At 72.1% G+C, this 13,812-nt stretch carries 11 protein-coding genes and 2 pseudogenes; 11 read left to right on the forward strand and 2 right to left on the reverse strand.

Translation table 11 applies throughout. The features are described from left to right. Nucleotides 1–162: 162 nt before the first annotated feature. Together LDL48_RS44095 and LDL48_RS41055 are read right to left on the reverse strand one after the other, a co-directional pair. Nucleotides 163–315, reverse strand: a complete 153-nt coding sequence (locus LDL48_RS44095; RefSeq protein WP_255630350.1) for a hypothetical protein — start codon at nucleotides 313–315, stop codon at nucleotides 163–165. After that, nucleotides 287–616: pseudogene (locus LDL48_RS41055) on the reverse strand (TerC family protein); the annotation flags it as partial. The pseudogene LDL48_RS41055 and the gene LDL48_RS44095, both read right to left, overlap by 29 nt. A gap of 57 nt (nucleotides 617–673) precedes the next feature. Between LDL48_RS41055 and LDL48_RS41060 the strand changes: the two are divergent. From LDL48_RS41060 to LDL48_RS41110, 11 genes and pseudogenes are all read left to right on the forward strand, one after another. Beyond that, nucleotides 674–1,054 (forward strand): annotated as a pseudogene (locus LDL48_RS41060) (universal stress protein); the annotation flags it as partial. A gap of 32 nt (nucleotides 1,055–1,086) precedes the next feature. Next, a complete protein-coding gene (locus tag LDL48_RS41065) occupies nucleotides 1,087–1,773 on the forward strand; it encodes a CBS domain-containing protein (RefSeq protein WP_225260640.1) in 687 nt (228 codons plus the stop codon). A gap of 425 nt (nucleotides 1,774–2,198) precedes the next feature. After that, the gene (locus LDL48_RS41070) at nucleotides 2,199–3,725 is read left to right on the forward strand and encodes a trypsin-like serine protease (protein WP_225260607.1); all 1,527 of its coding nucleotides are present in this window, start codon (nucleotides 2,199–2,201) and stop codon (nucleotides 3,723–3,725) included. 110 nt (nucleotides 3,726–3,835) lie between these two features. Then, nucleotides 3,836–4,474 (forward strand): class I SAM-dependent methyltransferase, encoded by a 639-nt coding sequence (locus LDL48_RS41075; RefSeq protein ID WP_225260608.1) that lies wholly within the window; start codon nucleotides 3,836–3,838, stop codon nucleotides 4,472–4,474. A 28-nt stretch (nucleotides 4,475–4,502) separates the two neighbouring features. Beyond that, a complete protein-coding gene (locus LDL48_RS41080; RefSeq protein WP_225260609.1) occupies nucleotides 4,503–5,300 on the forward strand; it encodes a phosphotransferase family protein in 798 nt (265 codons plus the stop codon). A 127-nt stretch (nucleotides 5,301–5,427) separates the two neighbouring features. Continuing rightward, the gene (locus tag LDL48_RS41085) at nucleotides 5,428–6,672 is read left to right on the forward strand and encodes a PQQ-dependent sugar dehydrogenase (RefSeq protein WP_225260610.1); all 1,245 of its coding nucleotides are present in this window, start codon (nucleotides 5,428–5,430) and stop codon (nucleotides 6,670–6,672) included. A 514-nt stretch (nucleotides 6,673–7,186) separates the two neighbouring features. After that, a complete protein-coding gene (locus LDL48_RS41090) occupies nucleotides 7,187–7,864 on the forward strand; it encodes a response regulator (protein WP_225260611.1) in 678 nt (225 codons plus the stop codon). A 153-nt stretch (nucleotides 7,865–8,017) separates the two neighbouring features. Next, nucleotides 8,018–10,102, forward strand: coding sequence for a multicopper oxidase family protein (locus tag LDL48_RS41095; RefSeq protein WP_225260612.1), 2,085 nt, complete (start codon nucleotides 8,018–8,020; stop codon nucleotides 10,100–10,102). 156 nt (nucleotides 10,103–10,258) lie between these two features. Further along, nucleotides 10,259–11,410 carry a ScyD/ScyE family protein gene (locus tag LDL48_RS41100; RefSeq protein WP_225260613.1) on the forward strand — a complete coding sequence of 384 codons (1,152 nt, stop codon included), beginning with the start codon at nucleotides 10,259–10,261 and terminating at the stop codon, nucleotides 11,408–11,410. Between the two features lie 644 nt (nucleotides 11,411–12,054). Continuing rightward, a complete protein-coding gene (locus LDL48_RS41105) occupies nucleotides 12,055–12,981 on the forward strand; it encodes a sensor histidine kinase (protein WP_225260614.1) in 927 nt (308 codons plus the stop codon). Further along, nucleotides 12,978–13,676, forward strand: a complete 699-nt coding sequence (locus LDL48_RS41110) for a response regulator transcription factor (RefSeq protein WP_225260615.1) — start codon at nucleotides 12,978–12,980, stop codon at nucleotides 13,674–13,676. Before LDL48_RS41105 ends, LDL48_RS41110 begins: the two co-directional genes overlap by 4 nt. Nucleotides 13,677–13,812: the final 136 nt, after the last annotated feature.

Here is a 13,812-nt window from a genome sequence, read left to right on the forward strand (position 1 = left end):
CCTGGACGCGATGCCGCAGCAGTCCCTGAACGCCTACCAGGACCAGTGCGCGCCGGCCAACCCCCGGATGCCGATGCTGGACGACATGCAGGACATCATGCGAAACGCCTACTACGGCAAGTGACCGGCGCGGTCCCGGGCCCGGTCGTGCCGGGCCCGGGTTCAGTCCCGTGGCACCGCGGGAGCCGGGGTGGTGGGCTCGCCGGGATGCGACCCGCCGGCGCCACCGCGGGTGGACAGCAGACTCCAGACCACGGAGACGCCGATCGTGACCACGATGACCCCGAGGGTCAGCGGTATCGGCAGCTTGCCCACCGGGGTAGCCGGTCCAGATCAGGAAGGCGCCGAAGACGTACGCGGTCCAGAAGAACGTCTCCAGCAGTTCGGCACCGACGAAGATGAACACCAGCCGGAACAGCAGCGCGCCGACGACGCCCCAGAACAGCACCTTGTGCTGCACCGCGGGAGGCACCGCGAACCAGCTGAGGACGAGCGCGAACACGAACACGTTGTCGATCGACAGCGCCTTCTCGATCAGGTAGCCGGCGTAGTACGTGCCGGCCACGTCGCCGCCCGGCCACCACCAGAGCAGGACACCGAAGCCGAGTCCGGCGGCAGACCCCGTCCGTCGTGGTCGGCATCGACGGCTCCCGGACGTACGGCGACACCCTCGACCTCGCGGTCGTCGAGGCGGCGCGCCTCCGCGCGCCGTTGCTGGTCGTGCACGCCTGGCCGGGTCGCTACGGCGGCCGGTGCAGCCGCGGGCGCGTTGGCCCGGCACTCCGCCGAGGCGCAGCTGCTGGTCGTCGGGCACCGGGACGACGCGCTCACCCGGCACGGCTGGGGTTCCACGGCCGCCTACCTGGCCCACCACTGCACCTGCCCTCTGCCGGCGCATCGCGGTGCCGCGCCGGACCATGGCCCGGTCGTAGTGGCGGTCTCGGCCCGGCGCGGCACCACCGCGATCCTGGCCTGCGCGTTCGAGGAGGCGGCGGACACAGGTCCCACCGGCGCGGGCCGCTCGGCCCTGACCTCCGGCCCGCCGCGGGCCTAGCGTCTGCGGTGAGGGGACAAGGAGGTCGCGTGATGAAGAAGTGGTGCGTGGACGATGTCATGACCACGGCGGTGGTGAGCGTCCCGGAGACGGCTCCCTACCGTGCCGTGGTCGACCTGCTGGTCGCCAACCGGTTCAGCGCGGTTCCGGTGGCCGACGTGTTCCACCGGGTGAGCGGTGTGGTCTCCGAGGCGGACCTGCTCCGCAAGATCGAGTACGCCGGCGACGAGGAACCCCGGATGTTCGACGGCCGGCGGCGCCGCGCGGACCGGGCGAAGGCGGGCGGGCGCACCGCGGCGGAGATCATGAGCACCCCACCGGTCGTGGTGCCGTCCGGTACGCCCCTGGCGGCCGCGGCCCGGATGATGGACGACGAGGGCGTCAAACGGCTCCCGGTTGTCGACGATCTCGGCCGCCTGATCGGCATCGTGTCGCGTGGCGACCTGCTCAAGGTGCACCTGCGCCCGGATGACGAGATCGCCGCCGACGTGCGGGAGGTGCTGGACTCGCTCCTGCCGGAGCGGGCCGGGTCCGTGCGGGCCCAGGTCGACGACGGCGTGGTCACGCTCACCGGGCGGGTCGAGCGCCGGACCACCACCGTGGTCGCGGACCGGCTGATCCGGCAGATCGGCGGCGTGGCCGAGGTGCGCGACAAGCTCGGGTACGACGTCGACGACAGCGCTGTTCTCGGCGACGGTATGCCGTTCGGCGTGGCCTGAGCAGGTCGTCGTCGGCGCCGAGACCGCCGGACAGCACGGTTGCCGGCGGCCACCCGACGCGGCGGCCACCGGCGTTGCGGGCCAGTCGCGTCGTTGACCACCCGGTTCCTGGCCGTGACGGCCGAGCGGCCGCAGGCGGCCCGGGTGCGGCTCGCTGAGCCCTACGCCTGCCCCGAGACCGCACCGAGCGGTGCCGGCCGGTAGCTGACCCGGAGCGGTGCCGGTTCGCAGTTGTCAAAAACCCTTCCGGCCCCTTTCGGGGATAGATGACGACGCTTAGTCTCCTGTGTGGATCAAGCCGCTCGGCGCTGGGCGGACGACTCATCGGCGCGCGGCGACACGGGTCCGAAGAACAACGGGGGATGGCGATGGGGACTGGTTCGCGAGTTCGGGTACGGAAGCTGCGGCTGTTCGGTGGTCCGGGGATGGCGGCACTGGCGGCGTTGGCCGTCGGGCTGGCCGGCCTGACGGCGGCCGATCAGGCTCTCGCGGTGGCCGGTGGGTCGCAACCGGCGGACGCGGCCTACGGGTACGTGGTCAAGGTCGGCGTGGGAAGTGATCGAAGCTGCACCGGGGTGCTGGTGGATCCGCACCTGGTGGCCACCTCGAAGGAGTGCTTCAAGGTCGGGTCCGCGGCGCCGGTGACCGGGCCGCCGCCGGTCACGGGCACCGTGACGACCCGGTCGGACCAGGTTTCGGGTGCGCAGACCGTGGCGATCAGCTACCTGCACGTCCGGGACGACCGGAACCTCGTTCTGGCACACCTGGCCCGCGGCTTGACGGCGCTGCGGGGCAACGCGCCGGTGTCGGCCGCGGCCCCGGTCGCCGGGGAGACGCTGCGTGTTCTGGGCTTCGGCCGGACCGCCGACGAGTGGGTGCCGGCTCTGCCGCACACCGGTCAGGTCTCGCTGCGGGACGTGTCGGCGACGGGCATCGGTGTCACCACCGTCGGTGACAGCGCGGTGTGCAAGGGCGACGCCGGTGGCCCGGTGATCCGGGAGAACAGCGACGGTACGGCGAACCTCGTCGCCGTGCTCAGCACCTCCGGGCAGGGCGGCTGTCTCGGCGAGACCAGCACCAGCCGGGACGCCACCGCGACCCGGGTCGACGGCCTGGCCGAATGGATCGACCAGTTCAAGGAGTTCGAGCTGACCGGTGTCGTGGAAGTCGGCGTCGGGAGCGGCTGCCTGGTCGTCAAGGACGGCACCACCACCTACCAGCTGGCCGGTGGCTCCGCCAGCGTGGTCAAGGCCGGAGAGACCGTCCACATCTTCGGCTATCGGGCACCCAATCCGGCCGGCGCCTGCACTGCGGGCGTCCGAATCCAGGTCACCCAGGCATACCCGGTCGCCACCCTGGTCGGCACGGTGACGCGGGCGGCCGAGGGGTGTGCTCTGCTGGCGTCCGGGGGCGTGACGTACCGCCCGGTGGGCGGCGATCCGGCCGTCGTCAAGGTGGGTGCGAAGCTGTCCATCACGGGATACGTGATGGAGAGCGCCAGCGCCTGCGCCCAGGGAACGGCGTTCCGGGTGCTGTCCGTGGTGCCGGCAACGGTGGTCAGTCTGCGTGCCCGCGTCAACAACAAGTTCGTCACTGCGGCGAACGCGGGTGCCGACCCGCTGATCGCCAACCGGGACTCGGTCGGCGGATCCTGGGAACGTTTCGACGCGTTCGACCTGGGCCGGGGGATCATCGCGCTGCGGGCGAACGTCAACAACAAGTTCGTCACTGCGGCGAACGCGGGTGACGGTGCGCTGATCGCCAACCGGGACTCGGTCGGTGGATCGTGGGAGAAGTTCCAGCTCGTCCGCAACGCCGACGGCACCGTCAGTCTCAAGGCGCAGGTGAACGGAAAGTACGTGACCGCCGCCAACGCCGGTGCCGACCCGCTGATCGCGAACCGGGACACCGTCGGGGGTTCGTGGGAGAAGTTCGATCTGATCACCAACTGACGCCGGACACCGCCGGCACGCCGGTCGGGCTGATGGTGGTAGCCGCCTCCCTCAGCCCGACCGCACACTGTGCGGGTTGGTCAGCTGGAACCGGCCCGGTGGGAGCACCCATGACAGCGACATCGGACGACGAGACGGCGAAGGTCCTGCGCGCCTGGGAGAAGGGCGCACCGGCCTACGACAGACAGATCGCCGTGCTCGAGAAGATCTGGTTCGGCGGGGCCCGGGAATGGCTCGGCGCCCGGGCCCGCGGCAGGGTCCTGGAAGTCGCCGTCGGCACCGGCCTCAACCTGCCGCACTACCCGGCCGGGGTCACGATCACCGGCATCGAGCTGAGCCCGGCGATGCTGGCCATCGCCCGGCGGCGGGCCGCCGACCTCGGCCGCACCGTCGACCTGCGCATCGGCGACGCCCAGGCACTGCCGTTCGGCGACCAGGCGTTCGACACGGTGGCCTGTGCGTTGTCGCTGTGCGCGATCCCCGACCCGGCCACGGCGATCGGCGAGATGGCGCGGGTCCTCGTGCCCGGCGGGCGGCTGCTGCTGGTCGACCACATCGCCAGCACCTGGCCGCCGATCCGCGCCGCGCAACGGCTGGTCGAGCGGTTGACCGTGCGCACCGCCGGGGAACACTTCACCCGCCGCCAGCTCCCGCTGGTCCGCGCGGCCGGGTTCGAGATCGTCGAGGTGGAACGGCTCAAGGCCGGCACCGTCGAACGGGTCTTCGCCCGCAAGCCGCCGGTCGGCTGACCCCTGCCCGAGGCCGGAGGACCCCGACATGATCGGAGCGAGGCTGGGAGCCGGCCGGGAGGCCGACGTGCACGCCTGGGGCGACGACGCGGTCGTGAAGCTGTACCGTCCGGGCTTCGGCGGGCACCGCGCCGAGGCGCTGGCGCTGGCGGAGCTGGCCGGGCATGGCGTGGCCCCGCGGCTGATCGACGTCGTCGACTGCGCCGGCCGCACCGGACTGGTGCTGGAACGCCTCGCCGGACCGGACATGCTGACGCTGCTGCAACGCCGGCCATGGCGGGTGCTCGGCCTGGCCCGCGCACTGGCCGCGGCCCACCTCGCCGTCCACGCCATCCGCGCCGGGGACGGTCTCCCGACCCTGCGCGAGACCCTGGCCGTCCGCATCGAGGACGCCGGCCTGCCGCCGCGGCTCCGCGACTTCGCGGTGCGGGTTCTGGACGGGCTACCGGACGGCGACCAGGTCTGCCACGGTGACTTCCACCCGGGCAATGTGCTGGTCGCCGCCAACCGGGTCGGCGTCATCGACTGGGTGGGCACCGCCCGCGGCGTGCCCGAGGCGGACCACGCCCGCGCACTCCTGTTGCTGACGCGGGCCGACCCGCTGCCCGGCACACCCGTGCTGTCCCGGGCGCTGACCGCAGCGGGCCGGTCGGTGTTCGCCCGCGCCTACGCCCGGGCGTACACCGCGGGCTCGCCCCGGACGCTGCGGCGGGTGGACTCCTGGCTGACCGTGCACACCGCCGCACGCCTGTCGGAAGGCATCGACGGCGAACGTCCCACGCTCATCGGTCTCCTCGACCGGGCCCAGCACCGGGCCACCGGGTGAAGGCGCCCGGCGCCCGGCGGCGACCCCGCGGGGCGGGGCGGAAGCGGTAGGTTGAATATTGTTAAAAATCGATGTTACGGTGGGAGCGCTCCCAGATCGCCTTCTCCCTCCGTTGAGGAGCTGAAACATGTCGCGACGGCGTTGTCGCCCCGCCATCATGGTGGCCGGCCTACTCGTCCTGGCCCTGTCCGGTTCGCTGTCGACCTCGGTGTCGGCGGCGGAGACCGCCGTGGCCGGTGCGCCGGCCACCCGCGCGGTGCCGCTCACCGAGCTGACCGTGGCGACCGAACGGGTGGCCACCGGCCTGCGGCGCCCGATCGCGATCACCGGGCTGCCCGACGGCCGGATGCTGATCGCGGAGAAGAACGGGACCGTCCGCGCCTACCATCCCGACACCGGCCTGGCGGCCGATCCGGTGCTCGACCTGACCGAACGGATCGACACCTCGGACAACGAGCGCGGCCTCCTCGGCATCACCCCGGCGCCGAACTTCGCGCGGACCCAGATGCTCTACGTGGCCTACACGAGCCTGCCGGCCGGCGCGCTGACCCTGGCGCGAGTGCCCCTCAACGCTCCCGAGCAGGTGCAGGTGCTGCTCACCCAGGAGCACGCCGAGTTCGGCAACCACAACGGCGGACAGGTGGCGTTCGGCCGCGACGGCTACCTCTACTGGTCCACCGGCGACGGCGGCAACGCGAACGACCCGTTCAAGGCCGGTCAGGACCTCGGCACCCTGCTCGGCAAGATCGTGCGGATCGACGTCAACCGCGCCTGCGGCACGAAGCTCTACTGCGTACCCTCCAGCAACCCGTTCGTCCGCACGCCGGGCGCACGGCCGGAGATCTGGCTGTACGGCCTGCGCAACCCGTGGCGGTTCTCCGTCGACCCGGTGGACAACTCGCTGTGGATCGGTGACGTCGGCCAGGGCCTGGTCGAGGAGGTCAACCACGTCCGCCCGTGGCAGGGCGGCGGGAACCTCGGCTGGTCCTGCAAGGAGGGCACCCCGGTGTTCGACGCGGAGCAGTGCCGGGAGGGCGTGCGGTACATCGACCCGGTCTTCGAGTACGAGCACTACCTGACCGAGAACTGCTCGGTGACCGGCGGCGTGGTGTACCGAGGCTCCCGGACCCCCGAGGCGTGGGGGACGTACATCGCGAGCGACTACTGCTCGACCCTCGCGTTCGCCGTGCGCCCGAAGCGCGGCGGTGGGTACGAGACCGCCACGATCGGCAGTTTCCCCACCCAGCCGACCGCGTTCGGCACCGACGTGCACGGCGAGCTGTACGTCCTCAGTGACCTTCCGGGTTGGCTGAACCGGGTGCGGTTCGAGCGGGTCCAGCCGGCACCCGGCGGCGAGGTGGCGAACCGCTGATCCCGAGCGGATCGGATCGACACCGCGGCATCCGGCCGACCGGCCGGATGCCGCGACTGTCGGAACATGGACATCCGGCGCCACGGCCGGCGTGCCGCATCGCCGCCGGCCGCCGCCGGCATCGGCGGCGGGCGCCGGTCCGTCCGCCGGGCGACGTGCGGATGCGCGTGATCCGAGCCTGATCGGCGTGGCCCCCCGCCGGCTCGCGCGGGCGGCGGAGACCCTCGGGTACGGAGCTGCCCGGCGGCGTCCGGGCCGCGTCCGACGGCGAGCGTCCCGGTACGGTGAGGCATGAGCCGACCGACGCGTCTGCTCGGCGCACGCCGTCAAGTGCGGCCTGGCCTTTTCCGGCTCCATCCTCAGCCGGCGAATGGTCCGTGCCGGCCGGATCGCCGGTGACCCGGCCGGGGCCGGCGCGGCGTTCATCCGAGCGGACGTCGGCGGCGACCCTTCCGCCCCCGCCGAGTCCGACCGGCCCGCACTTTCCACGCCCAGTCGAGAGGATGGTGCTCCAGTGACGGTTCGGGTGCTGCTTGCCGACGACCAGGTGCTGGTCCGGGCGGGACTGCGCGGGTTGCTGGAGAACAGTGCCGACATCGAGGTGGTCGGCGAGGTGGGGGACGGTGCCGCGGCGGTCGAGGCGGCCCGGGCCGGCCGGCCGGACGTGGTGCTGATGGACCTGCGGATGCCGGTGCTGGACGGCATCGAGGCGACCCGCCGGATCGCGACCGATCCGGCCCTGGCGCGGGTCCGGGTGATCGTGCTGACCACGTTCGACCTGGACGAGAACATCTTCGGCGCGTTGCGGGCCGGCGCCAGCGGCTTCGTGATCAAGGACATCGAGCCGGCCGACCTGCGGCAGGCCGTGCGGGTGGTGGCCGGCGGCGAGGCGCTGCTGTCGCCGCGGATCACCCGGCGACTGATCGCCGACTACGTCTCCCGGCCGGCCGGTCGGACAGCCGACGACGGCGTTCTGGCCCGCCTCACCGACCGGGAGCGCGAGGTGATGGTCTGCGTGTCGTCCGGCCTGAGCAACGAGGAGATCGCGCAGCGCCTGGGAATGAGCCCGGCGACCGCGCGCACCCACGTGCACCGGACCATGTTCAAGCTGGGTGCCCGGGACCGGGCACAGCTCGTCGTGATGGCGTACGAGACCGGATTGGTGACCCCGGGCCGGCCCGGCCTCGCCTGACCGAGACCGCCGTCCGGCAGTCCCGACGACACGCGCCCTGGGGGCGTGTACGGCAGATGTTTAGCCACAGCGTCGGCACTGAGCGGATGGCGGAGGGTCGCGGCGTCCGTACCGTCGGTGTGGACGATCCATCCCGGCCCAGGAGCGAGCTGAATGTACGAACCGGCGGAGGTTCAGGACGGCCTCCTGGCCATGGTGTTGTTCCTGGTGTGGGCGGGGGCCGCCGTGGTCGTCTCCGGGCTGGCCCGGCGCCGCGACCAGGCCCGGCTGCGCCGGGGCGCACGGTGGGCGGTCGGCCTCGCCGTCGCCGGCATCGTGATCATCGCGGTCCGGCTCGTGCTCTTCGGCGTGATGTGGTCGGTCGGCTGGCTGTTCGCCGAGACTCGGGTGGTGGTGGCGCTGCCACTGCTCGCCCTGCCGCTGGTCGCGGTGGGCGTGCTGACGGCGCCGCGACTGCTCCGGCTGGCGCGGACCGCGCGCACCGACGCCGCCCCCGGCGTCGAGCTGCGCGCGGCCGCGTCGGCGCCGGCGCTGATCGTGCCGGTGCAGGCGATGGCGACCGGTGCCCTGCTCGCCGTCGACGTCGCCTACATCTTCCGTCCGACGCCGTCCTATCTCGATGACCTGGCCGCCCATCTCGGCGTTCTGGCCGGCGTGACCGCGCTGTTCTGGTTGCGGCAACGGCGCCGGCACGCGGCGCTGAGCCGGCCGGAGGCGCCGGCCCGGCCGGGCGTGCGCCGGCGGGTGACCCGCGCGGTCATCGGTGTGGCCGCCGCCGCGGCGCTGCTGGCCGGTGCGCTGGTCGGGGTGGCTCAGGCCAGCCGGCTGCCGGACGAGCTGAGCATGATGAGCCACGAGAACCTGGACTGGGGTGGCGGGCCGGTTGGTGCGCACCACGACGACGCCGTGCGATCGGTGGAGGAGCTGACCGGTCCGCGCGACGGCACGCCCGACCGCCGGTTCACGCTGACCGCGCAGGAGACGCAGATCCGGCTGAGTTCGGGCGCGGTGGTGTCCGGTGGCTGGACCTACAACGGGCAGGCGCCCGGTCCCGAACTGCGGGTGCGCCAGGGTGACCTGGTCGAGGTGACCCTGGTGAACAGGCTGCCCGCGGACGGGGTGACCATTCACTGGCACGGCGTCGACCTGCCCAACCGGGAGGACGGCGTCGCCGGTGTCACGCAGGACGCCGTCCAGCCGGGCCAGAGCTACGTCTACCGCTTCCGCGCCGACCAGGTGGGGACGTTCTGGTACCACACCCACCAGGATCCGCTCTGGGCCGTCCGGCGCGGGTTGTTCGGCGCGCTGGTGATCGAGCCGCGGGAGGCGGCGCCGGCGGGTGCCGACATCACGGTGCTGCCGCACGAGTGGCGGATCGGCGCCGAGCGGCGGCCGGCCTTCGGCGTCCGCGACACCCTCGAACACCGGCGGATGGCGCCCGGCACCACGGTGCGGCTGCGGTTGATCAACACCGACAACAACCCGTACGAGGACGCCGGCCCGCGCGAGTTCGCGCTGGTGGGCACGCCCTTCCAGGTGGCCGCGATCGACGGCACCGACCTCGCCGGGCCCACCGATCTGGAGGGCGTGCGGCTGGGGCTGGCGGCCGGCGGGCGGTACGACCTGACGTTCACCATGCCCGACCGGCCGGTGCGGCTGGCGGACGTGGGGAAGCCGGACGTGTCGCTGGTGTTGAGCCCGGACGGCCGGGCCGAGCCGCCCGCGGTACCGGAAGACCTGGAACTCTTCGACGCGGGTAGCTACGGCCGGCCCGGTGGGGCGCCGTTCGGCCTGGACTCCGACTACGACCGGGAGTTCACCCAGCTCCTCGACGACCGGATCTGGTTCTTCGACGGCGGCATGCATTTCCTGCCCACCATCAACGGCAAGAGCTTTCCGCACGTGCCGAGCCTGATGGTACGCGAGGGCGACCTGGTCAAGGTGCTCATCGTGAACCGCAGCCACCAGAACCACCCGATGCATCTGCACGGCCACCATGCCCTGGTGCTGTCGCACGACGGCCGTCCGGTCACCGGCAGCCCGTGGTGGGTGGACAGCCTCGACCTCCGGCCCGGCGAAACGTTCGAGATCGCGTTCCGCGCGGACAATCCTGGCATCTGGATGGACCACTGCCACAACCTCGACCACGCCGCCAACGGCATGACGATGCACCTGGCCTACGAGGGAGTGTCCACACCGTACAAGGTCGGCCGAGCCACCGTGAACCAGCCGGAGTGAGGAGCCGGCGATGCGTGGACTGACCTTCCACCCGACGTTGAGTGCGGGCCGCCAATCTGGAGGTGGCGCGGCCGCGAATCGGCCCGCCGTGCCGGTCCGCCGGCAGACGCACTCGCGAGAAGGGCACATCCTGGTGCACACAGAGATCCAGAGTGGATGGTCGGTACGGAGGGCTGGATGGTGACCGCGGCCCGTCGGTGGACCGCCGCGGCGATTCTGCCGGCGGTGCTGTTGGTCGCCGCGCCGGCGTATGCGGCTCCGCCGCCGGCCGAGCTGTCGGTGGTGGCCCGCGGCCTGACGAACGTGCGCGGTGTGATCGTCGACCGGCACGGCACGCTGTACGTGGCCGAGGCCGGCCGAGGTGGTGCCGGGCCGTGCATCCCGACCAGCTTCGGGCCGGTGCTGTGCTTCGGTACCACCGGTGCGGTGACCGAGGTGCGGCGCGGGGTGCAGCGCCGCGTCCTGAGCGGGCTTCCGTCGTTGCGCGGGCAGGCTGCGGAGGGCGAGCCGGCGTCCAGCTACGGGCCGCACGACGTCGCCCTGAACGCGAACGGCGAACTGCTGGTGGCGCTGGGGTACGGGACCGACCCGGTGTACCGGCCGCAGCTGGGCGCGGCGGGCGCCGCCCTCGGCACCGTGATCAAGGCCGGTCCGCACCGGCGCTGGTCGGTGGTGGCCGATCTCGCCGCCCATGAGCAGGCGCAGAACCCGGACGGGCAGCAGCTGGAGAGCCAGCCGTACGGGCTCGCCGCGGACGGGTGCGGCTTCGCGGTCGCCGACGCCGCCGCCAACGACGCGGTCCGGGTCGACGAGCGGGGCCACCTCAGTACGCTCGCGGCGCTGCCGAGCAGGCCCTACGAGGCCCCGCCGGAGTGGGGGCTGCCGCCCGGCACGACGGTGCCGGTGCAGGCGGTGCCGGTGGCGATCACCCGCGGACCGGACGGCGCGTTCTACGTCGGTGAGCTGACCGGGTCGTTCTTCCCGGAGGGCGCGGCCCGGGTGTGGCGGGTGGTGCCGGGGCAACCGGCGACCGTCCACGCGACCGGCTTCACCACCATCATCGATGTGACGTTCGACCGGCGAGGCCGTCTGGTGGTGCTGGAGATGACGAAGCGCGGGTTGGACAGTGGCGACCTGACCGGTGCGCTGACCAGGGTGGAGCCGGACGGCCGGCACACCGAGCTGGCCGGCGCCGGCCTGGTCGCACCGACCTCGGTCGCGGTCGGACCGGGTGGCGAGTTCTACGTCGCCAACCAGGGCCTGAGTGAGACCGGCGGGGAGGTGGTACGCCTCCGGCCACGGCCATGAGCCGCGGTGCGGGCCGGCCCGTCCTCCGGGCCGGCCGGCACCCCCTCCGGCGACATATCGCAGCAACGTCAAGCCTTGCTCATCGTATTTATCAGGTGCGCAGGCCATTCCCGATTGCCCGCTACTCGCATAATCGTGTCGCTGAGTCAAAAAGCCGTCCCAGATAAACTGAGACGGTGATCAAAGAGCGCCTTCCCCGGGGGGCCGCCTCGACGTAGACTCTTCCCGTCAAGCTGTTGTGACGGGGTGGGAATCGCCGGAGGTGGCACCAGGCCACCATTGCTCGGTTTCTTTCGGTGGTGTTTCGGCGGTGTTTCGATGATCGGCAATGGGGATCATGAATGTGCTGTGTGCGTTGTTTCGGGAGCGACTACGTCTGAGCGCACTCCACCGCCGTTTCCTCTTGACCACCCTGTGTAAATCGCAGGATCGAGCCGGCCGCCACCGGATGATCGGGTGGCCGGTCCTGCGTACAACGGCTGGGGGAACCGTTAGTCGGGGGAGACTCGGTGAATCAGACGGTAGACATTGCTGCCCATGTCCGGGCGGCTCGTTTTCTTGACGAGCATGGGGAAGCCATAGCGAAGACGGTCGGCAACGCGGCGACACCGACGCGACCATGGTTGCTCGCGACGGTCCGGCAGTTGCTCGATCTTTCCGTGCGCGGCGTGGCGGACGATCCCGAGCCGGCCGGGCGGGCTCAGCTCGCGACCGGCTGGGCGCCGCCGTTGGGTGAACTGCTGGCCGCGGCATCGGCGCTGGTCGACGCGGCGGTGGCGCGCGCGCTGGCGACGATGGGCGGCCGGCACGACCCGGCCGTGCTGTCCGCGCTGTGCCAGATGCTGAACCGGGCGACCACCCGGGCGCTCGTCCAGTCCGGGGTGTCCGCCCCACCGCGGATACCGGGCCGGCGACCGCCCGGCGGCGACGGCGACCAGATGCCGGTGGCCGAGCGGTCGCAGGTCGCCCGCGAACTGCACGACCGGATCGGGCAGAGCATCGAGATCGCGTACCGCAACCTGGAGATCCACGAGATCACGTCGAGTTCGGCCGGGACGCCGGACCACCGGATCTCGGCGGCGCAGCACGCGCTGCGGGACGCGCTGCACGGCGTCCGCGCGATCATCTCGGACATGCGCGAGCCGGTGCCCGGCGAGAACCTGGCGGCCGCGCTCGGCCGCTACGTGTCGTCGGTGTCGCACTACGACGTCGACGTGCGGGTCGCGGTGCGCGGCGAGGAGGATCACGTGCCGTCGTCCCTGCTCGACGAGGTCTTCGTGATGGTGCGCGAGGCGCTGCACAACGCCGTCCGGCACGCCGCGGCGACCCGTGCCGAGGCGCGGATCGACATCGAGCCGACCGAGGTGCGCGCCTGCGTACTGGATGACGGGGTGGGGTTCGACCCGGCCCGGCGGCGGACCGGCGGGGTGGGACTGCGGTCGATGACCGACCGGGCGGCGGCGGCCGGCGGCGCGGTCGTGATCGACAGTGTGCCCGGGCTCGGCACCCGGGTCGACCTGACGATCCCGTTGGCCGCTCCGGAGACCTGCAGTGCCGGCCTCCGGACATGACCACGGCCTCCGGGGACCGCATCACGATCATGCTGGTCGACGACCACGCGCTGGTCCGTGACGGGCTGCGCCGGATCTTCGAGACGCAGTCCGACTTCGAGGTCGTCGCGGAGGCCGGCGACAGTCACGCGGCGGTGTCGCTGGCCACGCGGCACCGCCCGGACGTGGTGCTGTTGGACGTGGAGATCCCGGGCGACCACGTGACCACCACGGTGCGGCGGATCCGGGAGGCCACGCCGGATACCGAGGTGGTCGTGCTGAGCGTGTACGACAGCCCCGAACTCGTGGGCCGGCTGCTCGACCTGGGCATCCGGGGGTACCTGCTGAAGAGCGCCACCTGGCACCAGCTGGTGGCGGCGGTGCGCGGGGCGGGGCACAAGAGCAGCGCGGTGCTGCTCGCCGTGTCCATGGACAGCCTCTCCCGGATGAACGCGCCGCCGCCCCGGGTGCTCTCGCCGCGTGAGCTGGACGTCCTCCGGCTGGCCGCCGAGGCGAGGACGAATCTGCAGATCGCCCGGAGCCTGCATCTGTCCGAGGCGACCGTCAAGCGCCATCTGCGAAGCATATTTGCGAAACTGAATGCGGTATCCCGCATCGACGCGGTCAACAAAGCGGTGGCCGCATCGTTGATCGGCCCGCCGAACTCGAAGGGGAACACCTCCGTCCCGCGCCGGCGACCGCCGATGATCGGCTGAGTCCGGAGCGCCGCCGGAAGCGGTCACCACGATCAGGGCGCCTTTCCCGTATTTCTTGCGGGAAGGGCGCCCTGATCTTGTTTACGGACACCGACTGGACATATTATCCTTTGGGTCATTGAAGCTTCTTTAGGCG

The sequence above is a fragment of the Jidongwangia harbinensis genome (assembly GCF_020216025.1).
GTDB classification, from domain to species: Bacteria; Actinomycetota; Actinomycetes; order Mycobacteriales; family Micromonosporaceae; genus Actinoplanes; species Actinoplanes harbinensis.

Coding starts and splice junctions, on each gene's coding strand:
- LDL48_RS41085 (WP_225260610.1), top strand. CDS start 5,428: ATGTCGCGACGGCGTTGTCGCCCCGCCATCATGGTGGCCGGCCTACTC.
- LDL48_RS41065 (WP_225260640.1), top strand. CDS start 1,087: ATGAAGAAGTGGTGCGTGGACGATGTCATGACCACGGCGGTGGTGAGC.
- LDL48_RS41110 (WP_225260615.1), top strand. CDS start 12,978: ATGACCACGGCCTCCGGGGACCGCATCACGATCATGCTGGTCGACGAC.
- LDL48_RS41070 (WP_225260607.1), top strand. CDS start 2,199: ATGGCGGCACTGGCGGCGTTGGCCGTCGGGCTGGCCGGCCTGACGGCG.
- LDL48_RS41100 (WP_225260613.1), top strand. CDS start 10,259: ATGGTCGGTACGGAGGGCTGGATGGTGACCGCGGCCCGTCGGTGGACC.
- LDL48_RS41075 (WP_225260608.1), top strand. CDS start 3,836: ATGACAGCGACATCGGACGACGAGACGGCGAAGGTCCTGCGCGCCTGG.
- LDL48_RS41080 (WP_225260609.1), top strand. CDS start 4,503: ATGATCGGAGCGAGGCTGGGAGCCGGCCGGGAGGCCGACGTGCACGCC.
- LDL48_RS41095 (WP_225260612.1), top strand. CDS start 8,018: ATGTACGAACCGGCGGAGGTTCAGGACGGCCTCCTGGCCATGGTGTTG.